Genomic DNA, 15639 nt, shown 5'->3' with positions numbered 1-15639 from the left:
TAAAACCTTCGAAAAGGGTAACGGAAGCCGATGACCTTTATCCGCGCAGGCTTGACGCTGCTGTTCCTGCTGGCGACGCTGTCGTCATCGGGCGCTGCCGAAGCCGATCTGCGCGGCATCATCGCCAAATTCGCCGCGGCCAAGGGCTTTTCCGAGATCGGAGCCGTCGTCCACGAACTGGCTGCTGCCGGCGATCCGGCGGTGGAGCGGCCGCTTGCGGCACTGGCCGACGGCAACCTCTATGTCCGCAAGGCCGATTCCCTGGTGTTCGTCGGCAAGGAAGCGGGCGAAAGCGTCCAGCTTTCCGACCCGTTGAGCGGCGAGGCATCGGGCGAGGCGGCCAAGGACGACATCACCAAGATCAAGGTCAACAACACGCTGCGTCGCGTCATCCGCGATGCGTTGGGCACGCTGACGCTCGGCGCCAAGGATCCGGCCGTGCGCATTGCCGCCGCCGACACCATGTTCAAGACGCCCGACGCCGCAAACATCGGACCGCTCGATGCGGCAATTGCCAGCGAGACCGTGGCCAGAGTCAAGGCTCTGCTCGAACAGGCTCGTGCCGCCTCCGTTCTGGTCTCCGACCGGCCTGAAGCCGACAAGCTCGCAGCAATTGCCCTGATCGGCGCGCGTGGCGACCGCGATGCGGTTTCCCTGCTCACCTCGGTCGAGGCGAATTCCACCGACGCGGTCAGGCAAGCGGCGACAGCCGCGATCGCCAACATCAATTCGACGCTGGCCTTCTGGGATGCCGGGCAGAACATCTGGTACGGCATCTCGCTGGGCTCGGTGCTGCTGCTGGCGGCAATCGGCCTCGCCATCACCTTCGGCGTCATGGGCGTCATCAACATGGCGCATGGCGAGATGGTCATGCTCGGCGCCTACACGACCTTCGTCGTCCAGCAGGTGATCCGTACATCCTTCCCGGACCTGTTCGACTGGTCGCTGGTCATCGCACTGCCGCTGGCCTTCCTCGTCGCCGCTCTGGTTGGCCTGATCATCGAGCGCGGCGTCATCCGTTTCCTCTATGGCCGGCCGCTTGAAACGCTGCTGGCGACATGGGGCGTCTCGCTGATCCTGCAACAGGCCGTGCGCTCGATCTTCGGGCCGACCAACCAGGAGGTCGGCAACCCCTCATGGATGTCGGGCTCGTTCAATGTCGGACAGTTGGCGATCACCTGGAACCGCCTGTGGATCCTGGTTTTCGCGCTCGCTGTCTTCGGCATCCTGCTCTACGTGATGAAGCGCACGCCCTGGGGCCTGCAGATGCGCGCCGTCACCGCCAACCGGCGCATGGCCGCCTCGATGGGCATCAGGACGCCATGGGTAGACGCGCTGACTTTCGCGCTCGGCTCCGGCATTGCAGGCATTGCCGGTGTCGCGCTCAGCCAGATCGACAACGTCTCGCCCAATCTCGGTCGCGGCTACATCATCGACAGTTTCATGGTCGTTGTCTTCGGCGGCGTCGGCAATCTGTGGGGCACGCTGGTCGGCGCCTTCTCGCTCGGCATCGTCAACAAGTTCCTCGAGCCCTATGCGGGCGCGGTGCTCGGCAAGATCGTCGTGCTGGTGCTGATCATCCTGTTCATCCAGAAGCGCCCGCGCGGCCTGTTCGCGCTCAAGGGCAGGGCGGTGGAAGCATGATCACGGGACGCTTCTTTGCCGCCGGCGCGGACCGCCGCATCGCCATCACGATCTTCATCCTGCTGGCGGTGGCCGTCATCGTGCCGCTGCTCAACCTTGCGGTGTCTCCTACCAGCGCCTTCTACATCCCATCCTACATTGTCGCGCTGACCGGCAAATATCTCTGCTATGCGCTGCTCGCCTTGGCGCTCGATCTTGTCTGGGGCTATTGCGGCATCCTTTCGCTTGGCCACGGCGCCTTCTTCGCGCTCGGCGGCTATGCGATGGGCATGTATCTGATGCGCCAGATCGGCTCACGCGGCGTTTACGGCAATCCCATCTTGCCCGACTTCATGGTGTTCCTGAACTACAAGGAATTGCCGTGGTTCTGGTATGGTTTCGACCATTTCTGGTTCGCCGGCCTCATGGTGCTCGCGGTGCCCGGTCTGCTCGCTTTCGTCTTCGGCTGGTTCGCCTTCCGTAGCCGCGTCACCGGCGTTTATCTCTCGATCATCACCCAGGCGATGACATACGCGCTGCTGCTTGCCTTTTTCCGCAACGATATGGGGTTCGGCGGCAACAACGGCCTGACCGATTTCAAGGATATTCTGGGCTTCAACGTGCAGGCCGACGCGACGCGTTCGGCGCTGTTCGCGGCCAGCGCCGTGATGCTGGCACTTGCCGTGTTCGTCACCTGGGCGATCGTCGGCTCCAAATACGGCAAGCTCCTGATGGCGGTACGCGATGCCGAGAGCCGCACGCGCTTCCTCGGCTGGCGGGCCGAGAATGTAAAACTGTTCGCCTTCACCATCTCGGCCGTCATGGCCGGCATTGCCGGCGCGCTCTACGTGCCGCAGGTCGGCATCATCAATCCGGGCGAGTTCGAGCCGGCCAATTCGATTGAAGTCGTCGTCTGGGCGGCTGTCGGCGGACGCGGCACCATTGTCGGGCCGATCATCGGTGCGTTGCTGGTCAATGCCGGCAAATCCTGGTTCACCGGCGTGCTGCCGGAATTCTGGCTGTTTGCATTGGGCGGGCTGTTCGTCGCCGTCACGCTTTTGCTGCCCAAGGGCATCATCGGCATGTGGGATTCCTGGCGCGGCAACGCCAAGGCGTTGCGGGCAGCTTCGATTGCCGAGGAAGCCGGCACCGATGCCGACGTGCCGCCGCCGGCGAAAATCGTTCGCAGCGAGGCGAGAAAGCCCGGCGACTGGTCCGCCAGCAACCCCGAACCGCAGCCGGCGGAGTGAGCGATCATGTCGAAGTCGAACACGATCCTCTATCTCGACGGCGTCTCGGTCTCCTTCGACGGCTTTCGCGCCATCAACAATCTGTCGCTGGTGCTCGACAAGGGCGAGATGCGCGCCATCATCGGCCCCAACGGCGCCGGCAAAACGACGATGATGGACATCGTCACCGGCAAGACGCGGCCCGATGAAGGCGAAGTGTTCTTCGATGGCCAGGTCGATCTGACCAAGCATGACGAGGCCGAGATCGCCATGATGGGCATCGGCCGCAAGTTTCAGAAGCCGACCGTCTTCGAAAGCCACACGATCGAGGAAAACCTGATGCTGGCGCTGAAGGGGCCGCGCTCGATCTTCCCGGCGCTGTTCCATCGCCGCTCGACCGCCGAGACGCGGCAGATCGATGACATCCTCGGCATCATCCGGCTTGGCGACAAGCGTGACGAATTGGCGGCCAATCTGAGCCATGGGCAAAAGCAGTGGCTCGAGATCGGCATGCTCCTGGCGCAGGATCCGAAACTGCTGCTGGTCGACGAACCGGTCGCCGGCATGACCGATGCCGAGACCGAGGAAACCGCGCGGCTGCTCAAGGATATTGCCCGCGACCATTCGGTCATCGTCGTCGAGCATGACATGCATTTCGTGCGCGAGCTCGGCGTCAAGGTCACCTGCCTGCATGAGGGCTCGGTGCTGAGCGAAGGCACACTTGATTTCGTGTCGGCCGACGAGCGTGTCGTCGAAGTCTATCTGGGGAGATGAGCATGGTCTGGCGGGTGCAGTTCCATCACTTCGATCTGTCGTTCCTGCGGTTCTGGAAAAGGCGCTGACATGCTCGAAGTTTCCAATGCCACGCTGCACTACGGCGCCGCCCAGGCACTGCGCGGCGTGTCGCTGAAGGCGGGCGCCGGCAAGATCACCTGCGTGCTCGGCCGCAACGGCGTCGGCAAGACCAGTTTGATGAGATCGATCGTCGGCCATCACCGGCTGACGAGCGGAAGCGTTGCCTTCGAGGGGAAGGCGCTCGACCGGAGCGCGGCGTATGACCGCGCCCGGTCGGGCATCGCATTCGTACCGCAGGGCAGGGAGGTCTTTCCGCTGCTCACTGTGCGGGAGAACCTGGAATCAGGCTTCGCGCCGCTGAAACGGGCCGACCGCAACATTCCGGCGCATGTCTTCGAATTGTTCCCGGTGCTGAAGCAGATGCTCGGCCGTCGAGGCGGCGATCTTTCCGGTGGCCAGCAGCAGCAGCTCGCTATCGGCAGGGCGCTGGTGATGCGGCCGAAACTGCTGGTGCTCGACGAGCCGACCGAGGGCATACAGCCTTCGATCATCAAGGACATCGGCCGCGCCATCCGCTACCTGCGTGACCAGGCCGGCATCGCCGTGCTTCTGGTCGAACAATATCTCGATTTCTGCCGCGAGTTGGCCGACGAAGTCAACATCATGGACCGTGGCGTGATCGTCCATACCGGCCCGGCGGAAGATCTGGACCGGGCTGATGTCAGGAAGTTCCTGACCGTCTAGAATCGGCGGTGAACTTCAGTTGGCGATCCTAAGTTCTTGGCAAGTCCAATATTTCTCCTTCTGATCACCTGCGTCTCTGGCACGCCGAGCATCGCGTGCTAGTCTTTTCCTTGGCTTTGTGAGTCGGCCGCTTCCGTATCAGTCTGGTTATCGCAGATCGAGGAGCACGGCCAATGCCGGGCAAGTTTCACGCAAGCAAGGCTGCCTAGCTTCCCTCCTGCGATCTCTGTCGTTCAAACGCGTTTGGGCACACAGGCTAAGGGACAGCCATGGAACGTTACGTCGAGGATTACCAGAAGCGGCGGCTTATCGAACGTGTCGATATCATCGCTGCCATCAACATCTTGAGATCACAGGGCTGCGATTACGACGATCTGATCGAGGAGATCACCAAGGTCTTCTATGTCGATCTCGATACCTTCAATGAGATTGTCATGGCGGCCTAGGAGCGCATTCGTCTACCCCCGATCAGAGGCCGGTGTTGATACGCGCGATCAGCCTGCGCGCCTGAACGCAGAGGCGGTGACGCGGTTGCGGCCTCCGCGTTTGGCGTCGTAGAGCGCCTTGTCGGCGGCGTTGAGCACCTTGTCGAAGCCGAGGCCTTCCTTGGTGCCGAATGCAAATCCGGCACTAACCGTGCATATCAGCGAACCCGTCTCGGTTTCGATGCAGTGCGCGGCGAAAGCTGCCCGTATGGCCTCGGCGGTGGCCTCCACCGTTTCGGGCAAGGTCCGCTTGAGCACCAGCGCGAATTCCTCGCCGCCCATGCGCGCGGCGACGTCGGCCGGGCGGAGATTGCCGGCGAGTTCCCGTGCGAACACCTTCAGCACCTCATCGCCGGCGGCGTGGCCGAATTCGTCGTTGATGGCCTTGAAGTTGTCGAGATCGAAGACGACCACCGCCGTGAAGGCGCCGACCGGCGTATCGCCGTGCAGGTCGAACAGGGCGCGGCGGTTGAGCAGGCCGGTCAGCGGGTCGGTCAGGGCATTGTGGCGGTGATGCCGGGCAAGGCGTCCCTGGTTCAGGGCCAGGGAAAGCGCCCCGATGCCGGTCATGCTGGCGATGACGATGATGAGGCTCAGTTCCTCGGCCCAGTTGCTTGGCGCATGTCCAAGGACCAGCTTCCCCTCCGAGGCTAGAACCATGGCGCAGAGAGCGAACGATGCGGCCGTGGCCGAATAGAGCGCGGTGATACCGATCGTCAGGGCAGGGGCTTCGTCGCGGCCTTTCCAGTATTCGACCGCCGTTGCGAACAGAAGCAAGGCGGCGAAGGCATTTTCGAACATGAAGCCCAGCCCGTCATAGCCTAGAGCCATCGGAGGCAACGTCACGGCCAGCGAAATGGCGCTGCCAAACGCCGTTCGCGGCACTGGCGAGCCGCCGGTTCTGAACTGATAGGCCGCGCCCAGCATTGTCGAGAAACCGAGCAGGAGGAAAGCCAGCGTGGCGATGCCCAGCAGGCGCCCGGGCATTTCGATATAGGCGTCATAGACGAAAATATCGCCGACCACGAACACCAGGCTGGTCGCCCATGTCAGCAGGAATCTCTCCGAGCGAGCGGTCAGCCACATGCCAAACAATGTCAGGCTCAGGCAGGCAGCGGAAAAACCGACAGCCAACAGAAGTGAAGTGTAGTCGAGCGACATGCCCCTCGTCCTTGCCCGCGGCGGCCCAAATCTGTGACTGGTTCAGCTGGATTCATGCAGCAAGGAGGTATCGATAAGGTTACGACGATGGCGAAGATGCCATGATTCCGCTGCGTCAGGGCACCGGCTGACCCTGGTCCACCCGCTTCATCAGTGCCATGGCGCCGAACGGCGCGCGCACCTTGCCCTCGGTGATGAAGTAGACGAACACGTCGCGCGGCTTGACCGGCGCATCGGTGGCGGGGTCGGCGCGCCGCAGGTCGGCCGGCTGCTTGCCTTGCGCCCAAATCTTTACCCGCGCGGCCCATTCATCGAGGCCTTTCGGCGTGTAGCAGTCGGGATTGTCATCGCTGCCGGTCTGCAGCCGGGCGTAGACGAAATCACCGGTGACATCGGCGATATCGGGATATTTGGCATGGTCGGCGTAAACGATCGCGGCCTTGTATTTGCGCGCCAGGGCAGCGAATTCCGGCACGACAAAACTGTCGTTGCGGACTTCGAGCGCATGGCGCATCGCAACGCCGTCCTGCTTTTCCGGCAGCAGTTTCAAAAAGGCTTCGAAATCGCCCGGATCGAATTTCTTGGTCGGCGCGAACTGCCACAGGATCGGCCCGAGCTTTTCACCGAGCGCGGCAACACCCGAGCCGAGGAAGCGCATCATCGATTCGCCGGCCTCGCCGAGCACGCGCCGGTTGGTGACGAAGCGGTTGCCCTTTAGCGAGTACACGAAACCGTCCGGCGCCTCGTTGCCCCATTTAACGAAGGTCGGCTCCTTGAAGCTGGAATAGTAAGTGCCGTTGACCTCGATGCTCGGCACCTGGCGAGTGGCGTAGTTCAGCTGCTTGGCCTTGGGAAGCTTGTCGGGATAGAAGGACGTATCCCAGGGCTCGAAGGTCCAGCCGCCCATGCCGGCGCGGATTGTTCCCGATGTGCTCATTGTCGTCCTCCCAAGTGAAGAAAAATCAGGCCGTTTCATCGACTGGTTTTGCCATGTCAACGAGCACCCATCCTGGCCGATAAGGATTGGGCCGGCGACCCGTTTCGTGGAAACCGTAGGCCAGATAGAGCGCGATGTTCCGCTCCATCCTGGCGTTGGTGTAGAGCCGGATCTCGGGCAGGCCCCACAGGCGTGTCTGTTCGTCGGCGTGTTTGAGCAAGGTGATCCCGAAGCCCTTGCCCTGAAAATCAGGGGAGACCGCGACGGAGAAGATCATCGCGTGGTCGTCATGCCGTTCCAGTGTGAGCACTCCGGCAATTTCGCTGCCGCTCTCTAACACCCACACCTCGCCGCCCTCAATGCGCGGCGCATAGTCCTCGGTGACCGGGATCGGCGGTGCGCCGAACAGGGCGATGTACGGTGCATAGGCCGCTTCGGTCAGCGAGACGACGGTTTGGAGATCGCCGGCAAGCGCTCTTCTGATTTTCATTCAAAAGCTCTCCAGGCGCCAACCGGTCCGATCACTCCGCCGCTTCGCGCTTGCCTCCGGGGCGCCGCTCCAGCAGTTCCTTGAGGAACTGGCCGGTGTAGCTGCGCTTCTCGCGCACGATTGCTTCCGGCGTGCCGGAGGCAACCAGTTCGCCGCCGCCGTCGCCGCCTTCGGGGCCGAGGTCGAGCACCCAGTCGGCGGTCTTGATCACTTCGAGATTGTGCTCGATGACCACCACCGTGTTGCCCTGGTCGACCAGTTCGTGCAGCACTTCCAACAGCTTGGCGACGTCGTGGAAATGCAGGCCGGTGGTCGGCTCGTCGAGGATATAGAGCGTCTTGCCGGTTGCCTTGCGCGACAGTTCCTTGGCCAGCTTGATGCGCTGCGCCTCGCCGCCTGACAGCGTCGTCGCCTGCTGGCCGATGTGGATGTAGCCGAGGCCGACCTGCTTCAGCGTTTCGAGCTTGTCGCGCACGCCGGGCACGGCGGCGAAGAAGTCGACGCCTTCCTCGACCGTCATGTCGAGCACGTCGGCGATCGACTTGCCCTTGAACACGACATCGAGCGTCTCTCTGTTGTAGCGCTTGCCGTGGCAGACGTCGCAAGTGACGTAGACGTCGGGCAAAAAGTGCATCTCGATCTTGATGACGCCGTCGCCCTGGCAGGCCTCGCAGCGGCCGCCCTTGACGTTGAAGGAGAAGCGTCCCGGCTGGTAGCCGCGCGCCTTGGCTTCGGGCAGGCCAGCGAACCAGTCGCGGATCGGCGTGAAGGCGCCGGTATAGGTGGCGGGATTCGAACGCGGCGTGCGACCGATCGGCGACTGGTCGATGTCGATGACCTTGTCCAGGAATTCGAGGCCCTCGATGCGGTCGTGGTCGGCCGGATGTTCGCGCGAGCCCATGATGCGTCGCGAGGCGGCCTTGAACAGCGTCTCGATCAGGAAGGTCGACTTGCCGCCGCCGGACACGCCGGTGACGGCGGTGAAGGTGCCGAGCGGGATTTCGGCGGTGACGTTCTTCAGATTGTTGCCGCGCGCGCCGACGATCTTCAGGCGGCGGTTCTTCTTCGCTTCACGCCTGACACCAGGCGTCGCCACTTCGAGCGCGCCCGACAGATATTTGCCGGTGATCGAATTGGGATTGGCCATCACCTGCTGCGGCGTGCCCTGGGCGATGATCTCGCCGCCATGGATGCCGGCGGCCGGGCCCATGTCGACGACATAGTCGGCATGCAGGATGGCGTCCTCGTCATGCTCGACGACGATCACCGTGTTGCCGATGTCGCGCAGATGCTTCAGCGTATCGAGCAGACGGGCATTGTCGCGCTGATGCAGGCCGATCGACGGCTCGTCCAGCACATAGAGCACGCCGGTAAGACCGGAGCCGATCTGCGACGCCAGCCGGATGCGCTGGCTTTCGCCGCCCGACAGCGTGCCGGAATTGCGCGACAGCGTCAGATAATCGAGGCCGACATCGTTGAGGAAGCGCAGCCGCTCGCGGATCTCCTTCAAGACCCGCACCGCGATCTCGTTCTGCTTGTCGTTGAGGGATGCGGGCAGGTCGGTGAACCATTTGTCGGCGTTGCGGATCGACTGCTCGGTGACTTCGCCAATGTGCTTGCCGGCAATCTTCACCGCCAGCGACTCGGGCTTCAGCCGATACCCCTTGCAGGCCGGGCAGGGCGTGGCCGACATGAAGCGCTCGATTTCTTCACGCATCCAGGCGGATTCGGTCTCTTTCCAGCGCCGCTCGAGATTGGGAATGACGCCTTCAAAGGTCTTGGTGGTCTTGTAGGAGCGCAGGCCGTCATCATACTGGAAGGTGATTTCGCGCTCGCCCGTGCCGTGCAGGATGGCTTCCTTGGCCTCTTCGGACAAATCCTTGAACTTGTCGCCAAGCTTGAAGCCATAAGCCTTGCCCAGCGCTTCCAGCGTCTGCGCGTAATAGGGCGAGGTCGACTTCGCCCACGGGCTGACGGCGCCGTCGCGCAGCGAGACGTTTTCGTCCGGCACGATCAGATTGCCGTCGATGGCGCGCTGGCTGCCGAGACCGTCGCAGGTCGGGCAGGCGCCGAACGGGTTGTTGAACGAGAACAGCCGCGGTTCGATTTCCGGAATGGTGAAGCCGGAGACCGGGCAAGCGAACTTTTCCGAGAACAGGATGCGCTCATGCGTCTCGTTCTTCGACTTGTTGACCGAATCCTCGCCGGTCTGGCTGGCATCGAGCGGCTTGTCGGCGAATTCGGCGACCGCCAGCCCATCGGCCAGCTTCAGCGCCGTTTCGATGGAATCGGCGAGCCGCGTTGCGAGATCGCCGCGCACGACGATGCGGTCGACGACGACGTCGAGGTCATGCTTGTACTTCTTGTCCAGCGCCGGCACGTCGGCGATTTCGTAGAAGACGCCATCGACCTTGACGCGCTGAAAGCCCTTTTTTTGCAACTCCAGCAATTCCTTGCGGTACTCGCCTTTGCGGCCGCGCACCATCGGCGCCAGGATGAACAGGCGCGTGCCTTCCTCGATCGCCAGCACGCGGTCGACCATCTGCGAAACCGTCTGGCTCTCGATCGGCAGGCCGGTGGCCGGCGAATAGGGGATGCCGACGCGCGCAAAAAGCAGCCGCATATAGTCGTAGATCTCGGTGACGGTGCCGACCGTCGAACGCGGGTTCTTCGAGGTGGTCTTCTGCTCGATGGAAATGGCGGGCGACAGGCCGTCGATCTGGTCGACGTCAGGCTTCTGCATCATCTCAAGGAATTGCCGCGCGTAGGCCGACAGGCTTTCGACGTAGCGGCGCTGGCCTTCGGCGTAGATCGTGTCGAAGGCAAGCGATGACTTGCCGGACCCCGACAGGCCGGTCATGACAATCAGGCTGTCACGCGGCAAGTCGAGATCGACATTCTTCAGATTGTGTTCGCGCGCCCCGCGAATGGAAAGATATTTATGGTCGGCCATAGCCGGTCGCCGCCTCAGAATCTGGAATTTCCTGGAATGGCGGGTTTTCCCGGCCATCCCCTATGTAGGTAGTTTTGCCGCCACGTCGAGAGACGCCACAGTTCCCGACCAAAGCGTTTAACCGTCTTTCGCGTGAACGGGCAAGCGGAAAGAACAAAGGCCGAACACGCTCCTGACAAAGCTGTGCAAAAGCTGACCTGCACGTAACCTCCCGGCGATCACATTTTTCGGTAACCGGCTATTGATGGTTGACGCCACCAGCTGACGGGAGCAGTCTCCAGCAGTCAACGAAGACGGCCGTCTTTCGATGGCCTCGCCGCCCAAAGGCGGCCTGCGAGACGCCGCAGGCATTTGCGATTTGTGCTTCGTGACGACAACGTCGCAATGGACAAAGGAGCGGAGCTATGACGCCACCGGATCGTCCCATAGGGTTCCAGTTGGTACTGGAGCGGCGGCAGGCATAAGTGCCAGGGTTTAGCGTTTTCGCCACCCGACAAACCGTGACCTGCCATATCCCCGTAAAAATCAGAGACTGTTAGTCGGATCGTCGGTTGAACGCCGCGTTGCATCCGAAATCAAATGCCGGCAGTACACTCCCGGTAGAGATTGGATTTGAGATCCAAAAAGGCCCCGTCCGTTTGCGCAAAGCACGGCGGGGCCGTTTTCATGTGCGGATTGTCTGTTTGGCGCAACGCAGCACGCGCCGACAGACTGTCAGTGGCGCGGCGGCCCGATCGAGCGGCGCCGACATCGACGGTGATGCTGCCGGAAATCCTGACATCCGTATCGCCGATCTTGAACTGGCCGTTGCCGTTGCCGGGAAACGCGTCGTCGGGCTCCGGAGCCGGCTTGGCGATGCGGTAGTCACCGGTTACGCCGGGCAGGGCGCCTTTTTGCGTTGACGGCGAACTGTCTTCGGCAAGTGCCGCGCCGCTGGTGAGGCCCGCAATGGCGAGCGCTATAACGGCGATGACGCGGTGCAATGATCTGGACTGATGAGTGTCGGTCATCCCAAGACTATAGTGGCGCGCCGCCGATGGAACCAGACCGGCATCGTCAAATCTTCGACAGCCGGACGTACTCCGATCCGGCCCTGGCTCACGCCGCCTTTTTTCGCGTGTCGAAAACATGGTCGACGATGCCCCATGCCTGGGCCTCGCGGGCGGTCATGAAGTGGTCGCGGTCCAGCGTGCGCTCGACCTCTTCATAGCTGCGGCCGCAATGCTGCGCGTAGAGTTCGGCCATGTGCCGTTTCGTCCGGCCGATGCGCTCGGCATGGCGCTGGATGTCGGAGGCCTGGCCCTGGAAGCCGCCCAGCGGCTGGTGCAGCAGGATGGTGGCGTTCGGCAGGGAAATTCGGCGCCCCGGTGTGCCTGCCATCAGCAGGAACGAGCCCATCGATGCGGCAAAGCCCATGCATACGGTCGACACCGGGCAGCTGATATATTGCATTGTGTCGTAGATCGCGAAGCCGCTGGTCACCACGCCGCCCGGCGAGTTGATGTAGAGCGAGATCTCCTTGTCGGGATTGTCCGATTCCAGCGACAAAAGCTGCGCGCAGACCAGCGCCGAAATGTCGTCGTTGATCTCGCCGTTGATGAAGATGATGCGCTCGCGCAGCAGCCGTGAAAAGATGTCGAAGGCGCGTTCGCCGCGGCTCGATTGCTCGATAACCATCGGCACCAGACTGGCAACACCGCTCATTATCTCTCTCCGTCCGTTTTGTTTTCAGGCCGCGCGAAGCAGGAGGCGAGGCGTGTTTGCGGCGATTGGCTTAGATGACCTGTTTGCACCGAGCGAAAGCAGACAGCCGGCGCCTGTCATGGCGACAGCAGGCATGGCCTTGCGGGCAAAGCCGTCATGGACGACACGCAGATGCGTGCCGCCGGAAACGGTTCGGGCAAGTGTGAAGGTGACAATGCTGTCCAATGGGCTGTCGAGCGGATCCTGCCTAGCTGCGTCGCCCGGCTGCTCCCGCCAGGAATAGCGCAGCAGCTTCTCGGGTTCGGCGTCGAGGATTTCGCATTCGACCGGCGTGTCCGGTCCGGCGAAGGCAAAACGGTTGCCGATCTCGGGGCTGATGTCGTTCGGCATCATCCAGGCGGCCAGCAATTCCGGTACGGTCAGAGCCCGCCATACCTTTTCCGGCGGCTCGGCAAGCTCGTACTCGAACTCGAGCGCATCCGGGGGGTCGCTTTGGCCGTCGTTGGTCGTTGATCCCGCCTTCTTCATTGATCCATGTCCTTCAAAACCGCCTTCAGCCTTTCGATGCGTTCCGGCCAGAAGGTCCGGTAGCGTTCGATCCAGGAGAGCAAGGGGGCGAGCCCCTGCGGATCGGCGCGGTAATAGGCGTTGCGGCCGGCTCGCCGCTCGACCACCAGGCCTGCGCCACGCAGCACCGCCAGATGCTGCGACACCGCGGGCTGCGACACCGTCATCCCGGTGCGCAATTCCGACACGCTCATCTCGCCGGCGGCCAGCCGCTCAAAGACGGCGCGGCGCGTCGGGTCGGCCAGTGCGCGAAAAATCTCTGCTTCGATCATGGCAAAAGCATAAGTGCATACTTATCGATTTGGCAAGCGGTCTTTTCGGGCCCATATGATCGGCTTCGGCATTGCTGCCATTCCTTGACAATAAGCAGCGATACGGATAAGAACGAAAAGGGAACAAAAAACCTTGTGGGTAAAGGCAGCCATGGCAAGCGGCGATCGCCTGCAGCCTGTAAGGTGCTGCGACAAAAATTTGTTTCGGATGAGCGCGGAGAAATATCATGGCGGGTAGCGTCAACAAGGTCATTCTGGTCGGCAATCTCGGCGCGGATCCCGAAATCCGTCGCCTGAATTCGGGTGAACCGGTCGTCAACATCCGCATCGCCACATCGGAAAGCTGGCGCGACAAGAATTCCGGCGAACGCAAGGAAAAAACCGAGTGGCACAACGTCGTCATCTTCAATGAGGGCATCGCCAAGGTGGCGGAGCAGTATCTGAAGAAGGGCATGAAGGTCTATGTCGAGGGCCAGTTGCAGACGCGTAAATGGCAGGACCAGACCGGTGCCGACAAGTACACAACGGAAGTCGTGCTGCAGAAATTCCGCGGTGAGCTGCAGATGCTCGACGCACGCGGACAGGGCGAGGGCGGTCAGGTCGGCGGCTATACCGGTGGCGGCAGCAGCCGTGGTTCCGATTTCGGCCAGTCCAGCCCGAGCGAAGGCTTCAATCGCGGTGGTGGCGGTGCCAAGAGCGGCGGCGGTGGCGGTTCGTCGCGCGAATTGGATGACGAAATCCCGTTCTGATCGCAACAGTCATGTCAGACACAGTGCCCCGAGAGTCATTCATGGACTTTCGGGGTTTTGCATCGTGATTGAGGCTGACCGGGCCGATCAACGAAATACGGTGAGAGGACGAGTTGGGTGAAAGCACGCGTAAAGTGGGTCGAGGAGCGCACCTTCGTCGGGGAATCCGGCAGCGGTCACAAGGTCGTGCTCGGAACAGCGCACGGACCGGAAGGCAGGACGCCGGGGCCGAGCCCGATGGAACTGGTGCTGATCGGAACCGGCGGCTGTTCGGCCTATGATGTCGTGCATATCCTCGAAAAGGGCCGCGAGGCGGTCGAGGACTGCGTCGTCGAACTCGACTCCGACCGGGCGGAAACCGAGCCAAGAGTGTTCACCCGCATCCACATGCATTTCGTCGTCAAGGGCCGGGCGCTGTCCAGCGACAAGGTCAAACGGGCAATCGACCTTTCGATCGAAAAATATTGCTCGGCCTCCGCGATGCTTGCCAAGACCGCCACGATTACCCACGATTTCGAGGTCATCGACACGACGGCGAAGTAGGGCCGGCTTCGGCGGCAGCTCGTCGCGTTACCCCGCCATCAGCGCCTTGATGCCGTCGGCGACGAACTGCACGGCCAGTGCCGCCAGGATGACGCCGAGCAGCCGGGTCAGGATCGAGCGGCCGGTCTGGCCGAGGATGCGGTCGATGCGTTCCGACAGCACGAACACCAGATAGGTGATGGCGAGGGAGACGAAGATGATGCCGACCAGGGCGGCCTGCGCGGCAAATCCCTGAAATGAACCGGAAAGCAGCACCGTCGCCGAAATCGCGCCGGGGCCGGCGATCAGCGGGATCGCCAGCGGGAAGGCGGCGATGTTGTGGATCATGTCCTTGGTGATGGCGACGTCGCCGATCTTCTCCTTGCGGTCCTGCCGGCGCTCGAACACCATCTCGAAGGCAATGAAGAACAGCAGGAAACCGCCGGCGACGCGGAAGGCCGGCAACGTTATGCCGAACACCGACAGGATCGAGGCCCCGGCAACCGCAAACAGCGCCATCACCAGGAAACCGATGATCGAGGCGCGCACCGAAACCTGCTGGCGCTCCTCGCGGTTCATGCCGCGCGTCACGGCCAGGAACAGGGGCGCCAGGCCAGGCGGATCGATGGTCACGAGAATGGTGACGAAGGCGTTGAACAGGCTGTCGAAGCTCGGCATCTCTGACCCTCCCGCCGGCCGTGCCCGGACAGAATATTGGTAGAGCAAAGCCCGGTCGGTGGGAACTGTCAGCGGGAAAGTGGTTGATGCCGGCGCGAAGATCGCGACGCTTTTATTCTGGGCTGCTGCATTCCTCGGCGATCAAACCTCTCGGCGCGCCAGGAACTCGACTTCCAGCCGCCATGTCGCGCCATTGTCTTGCGAGCGTTCGCCCAGCCATCGGAAGGAGTTTTCGGTGATGCGTGAAAAGCTCCAGCGTACTGAACTGCCGGTGCCGTCGGCGCCCACTTGCACGATCGTGTCACCCTCGGCGCGGCCGAGCTGGCGGCTGAAATACTGGTTGCGCGGGTCGCTCCAGAAGATGTGCCAGGCATCCGCGCGGGGATCATAGACGCGCAGCGTCGTGCCATAAAAAGTCCATGTGCCCAAGGATGGCGAGGGGCCGGCATCACGCGCGGGCAGGATCCAGACGTCCTGTATCGCCCGGCCTTCCATCACCCAGCCGAAATGCACCTCGCCACGCCCGGTCAGCACGGTGCCGTCCTCGAGATGGCGCGAGGCGTTGAAAGTCCAGGCGCCGATGAAGCGGCCGTAAAGGCTCAGTTTTTCGGCAAGCCCTTCGATCGGTCCGGGGCTGTGCAGGGCTTCGGCAAAAGAGGATTGGTCGAACATGGTTGCGGTCTCTTCTTGTCAGGAGACCAGGAGGAGTAGGCCGTGATGGGGTTCTGGG

17 protein-coding genes are annotated in these 15639 nt (G+C 62.3%); 7 read left to right on the top strand and 10 right to left on the bottom strand.

The annotated features are described in order from the left end of the window. Positions 1–30 precede the first annotated feature (30 nt). The 5 genes from urtB to EOA13_RS22335 all read left to right on the top strand — a co-directional run bounded on the left by urtB (position 31) and on the right by EOA13_RS22335 (position 4837). A complete protein-coding gene (urtB, locus tag EOA13_RS22355) occupies positions 31–1644 on the top strand; it encodes an urea ABC transporter permease subunit UrtB (RefSeq protein ID WP_127295914.1) in 1614 nt (537 codons plus the stop codon). Further along, positions 1641–2873, top strand: a complete 1233-nt coding sequence (urtC, locus tag EOA13_RS22350; protein WP_127295913.1) for an urea ABC transporter permease subunit UrtC — start codon at positions 1641–1643, stop codon at positions 2871–2873. Before urtB ends, urtC begins: the two co-directional genes overlap by 4 nt. Positions 2874–2879: 6 nt before the next feature. Beyond that, positions 2880–3626, top strand: a complete 747-nt coding sequence (urtD, locus tag EOA13_RS22345; protein WP_127295911.1) for an urea ABC transporter ATP-binding protein UrtD — start codon at positions 2880–2882, stop codon at positions 3624–3626. 69 nt (positions 3627–3695) lie between these two features. Then, positions 3696–4391, top strand: coding sequence for an urea ABC transporter ATP-binding subunit UrtE (gene urtE / locus EOA13_RS22340; protein WP_023813006.1), 696 nt, complete (start codon positions 3696–3698; stop codon positions 4389–4391). 269 nt (positions 4392–4660) lie between these two features. Further along, positions 4661–4837 carry a hypothetical protein gene (locus EOA13_RS22335; RefSeq protein ID WP_081738697.1) on the top strand — a complete coding sequence of 59 codons (177 nt, stop codon included), beginning with the start codon at positions 4661–4663 and terminating at the stop codon, positions 4835–4837. Between the two features lie 48 nt (positions 4838–4885). On the opposite strand, the gene EOA13_RS22330 is transcribed toward EOA13_RS22335, so the two are convergent. The 8 genes from EOA13_RS22330 to EOA13_RS22295 all read right to left on the bottom strand — a co-directional run bounded on the left by EOA13_RS22330 (position 4886) and on the right by EOA13_RS22295 (position 12960). Continuing rightward, positions 4886–6037, bottom strand: coding sequence for a GGDEF domain-containing protein (locus EOA13_RS22330; protein ID WP_127295909.1), 1152 nt, complete (start codon positions 6035–6037; stop codon positions 4886–4888). A 115-nt stretch (positions 6038–6152) separates the two neighbouring features. Further along, entirely contained in the window at positions 6153–6974 is an 822-nt protein-coding gene (locus EOA13_RS22325; protein ID WP_127295907.1) for a DUF72 domain-containing protein, read from the bottom strand. Between the two features lie 25 nt (positions 6975–6999). Next, positions 7000–7464 (bottom strand): GNAT family N-acetyltransferase, encoded by a 465-nt coding sequence (locus EOA13_RS22320; protein WP_127295905.1) that lies wholly within the window; start codon positions 7462–7464, stop codon positions 7000–7002. Between the two features lie 31 nt (positions 7465–7495). Next, positions 7496–10417 (bottom strand): excinuclease ABC subunit UvrA, encoded by a 2922-nt coding sequence (uvrA, locus tag EOA13_RS22315; RefSeq protein WP_127295903.1) that lies wholly within the window; start codon positions 10415–10417, stop codon positions 7496–7498. 575 nt (positions 10418–10992) lie between these two features. Then, the gene (locus EOA13_RS39575) at positions 10993–11427 is read right to left on the bottom strand and encodes a hypothetical protein (protein ID WP_348629762.1); all 435 of its coding nucleotides are present in this window, start codon (positions 11425–11427) and stop codon (positions 10993–10995) included. Between the two features lie 88 nt (positions 11428–11515). Then, positions 11516–12121 (bottom strand): ATP-dependent Clp protease proteolytic subunit, encoded by a 606-nt coding sequence (locus EOA13_RS22305; RefSeq protein ID WP_127295901.1) that lies wholly within the window; start codon positions 12119–12121, stop codon positions 11516–11518. 24 nt (positions 12122–12145) lie between these two features. Next, positions 12146–12649 (bottom strand): SRPBCC domain-containing protein, encoded by a 504-nt coding sequence (locus tag EOA13_RS22300; RefSeq protein ID WP_127295899.1) that lies wholly within the window; start codon positions 12647–12649, stop codon positions 12146–12148. Then, a complete protein-coding gene (locus tag EOA13_RS22295; RefSeq protein WP_013531836.1) occupies positions 12646–12960 on the bottom strand; it encodes a metalloregulator ArsR/SmtB family transcription factor in 315 nt (104 codons plus the stop codon). The genes EOA13_RS22300 and EOA13_RS22295 overlap by 4 nt, the downstream gene beginning before the upstream one ends. A 227-nt stretch (positions 12961–13187) precedes the next feature. On the opposite strand from EOA13_RS22295, the gene EOA13_RS22290 reads away from it, so the two are divergent. Further along, positions 13188–13709 carry a single-stranded DNA-binding protein gene (locus EOA13_RS22290; RefSeq protein ID WP_127270744.1) on the top strand — a complete coding sequence of 174 codons (522 nt, stop codon included), beginning with the start codon at positions 13188–13190 and terminating at the stop codon, positions 13707–13709. A 117-nt stretch (positions 13710–13826) separates the two neighbouring features. Next, positions 13827–14252, top strand: a complete 426-nt coding sequence (locus EOA13_RS22285; protein WP_127295897.1) for an OsmC family protein — start codon at positions 13827–13829, stop codon at positions 14250–14252. A 27-nt stretch (positions 14253–14279) separates the two neighbouring features. Here the strand turns inward: EOA13_RS22285 and EOA13_RS22280 are convergent, their stop codons facing one another. Both EOA13_RS22280 and EOA13_RS22275 read right to left on the bottom strand, forming a co-directional pair. Then, positions 14280–14909: a MarC family protein gene (locus tag EOA13_RS22280; protein ID WP_127295895.1), complete on the bottom strand. Its 630-nt coding sequence runs from the start codon at positions 14907–14909 to the stop codon at positions 14280–14282. 141 nt (positions 14910–15050) lie between these two features. Then, positions 15051–15581: a hypothetical protein gene (locus EOA13_RS22275; protein ID WP_127295893.1), complete on the bottom strand. Its 531-nt coding sequence runs from the start codon at positions 15579–15581 to the stop codon at positions 15051–15053. Positions 15582–15639: the final 58 nt, after the last annotated feature.

It is taken from the genome of Mesorhizobium sp. M7A.F.Ca.US.011.01.1.1, from assembly GCF_003998295.1.
Taxonomy (GTDB): Bacteria; Pseudomonadota; Alphaproteobacteria; order Rhizobiales; family Rhizobiaceae; genus Mesorhizobium.
This window is presented reverse-complemented; position numbering and strand designations above follow the sequence as displayed.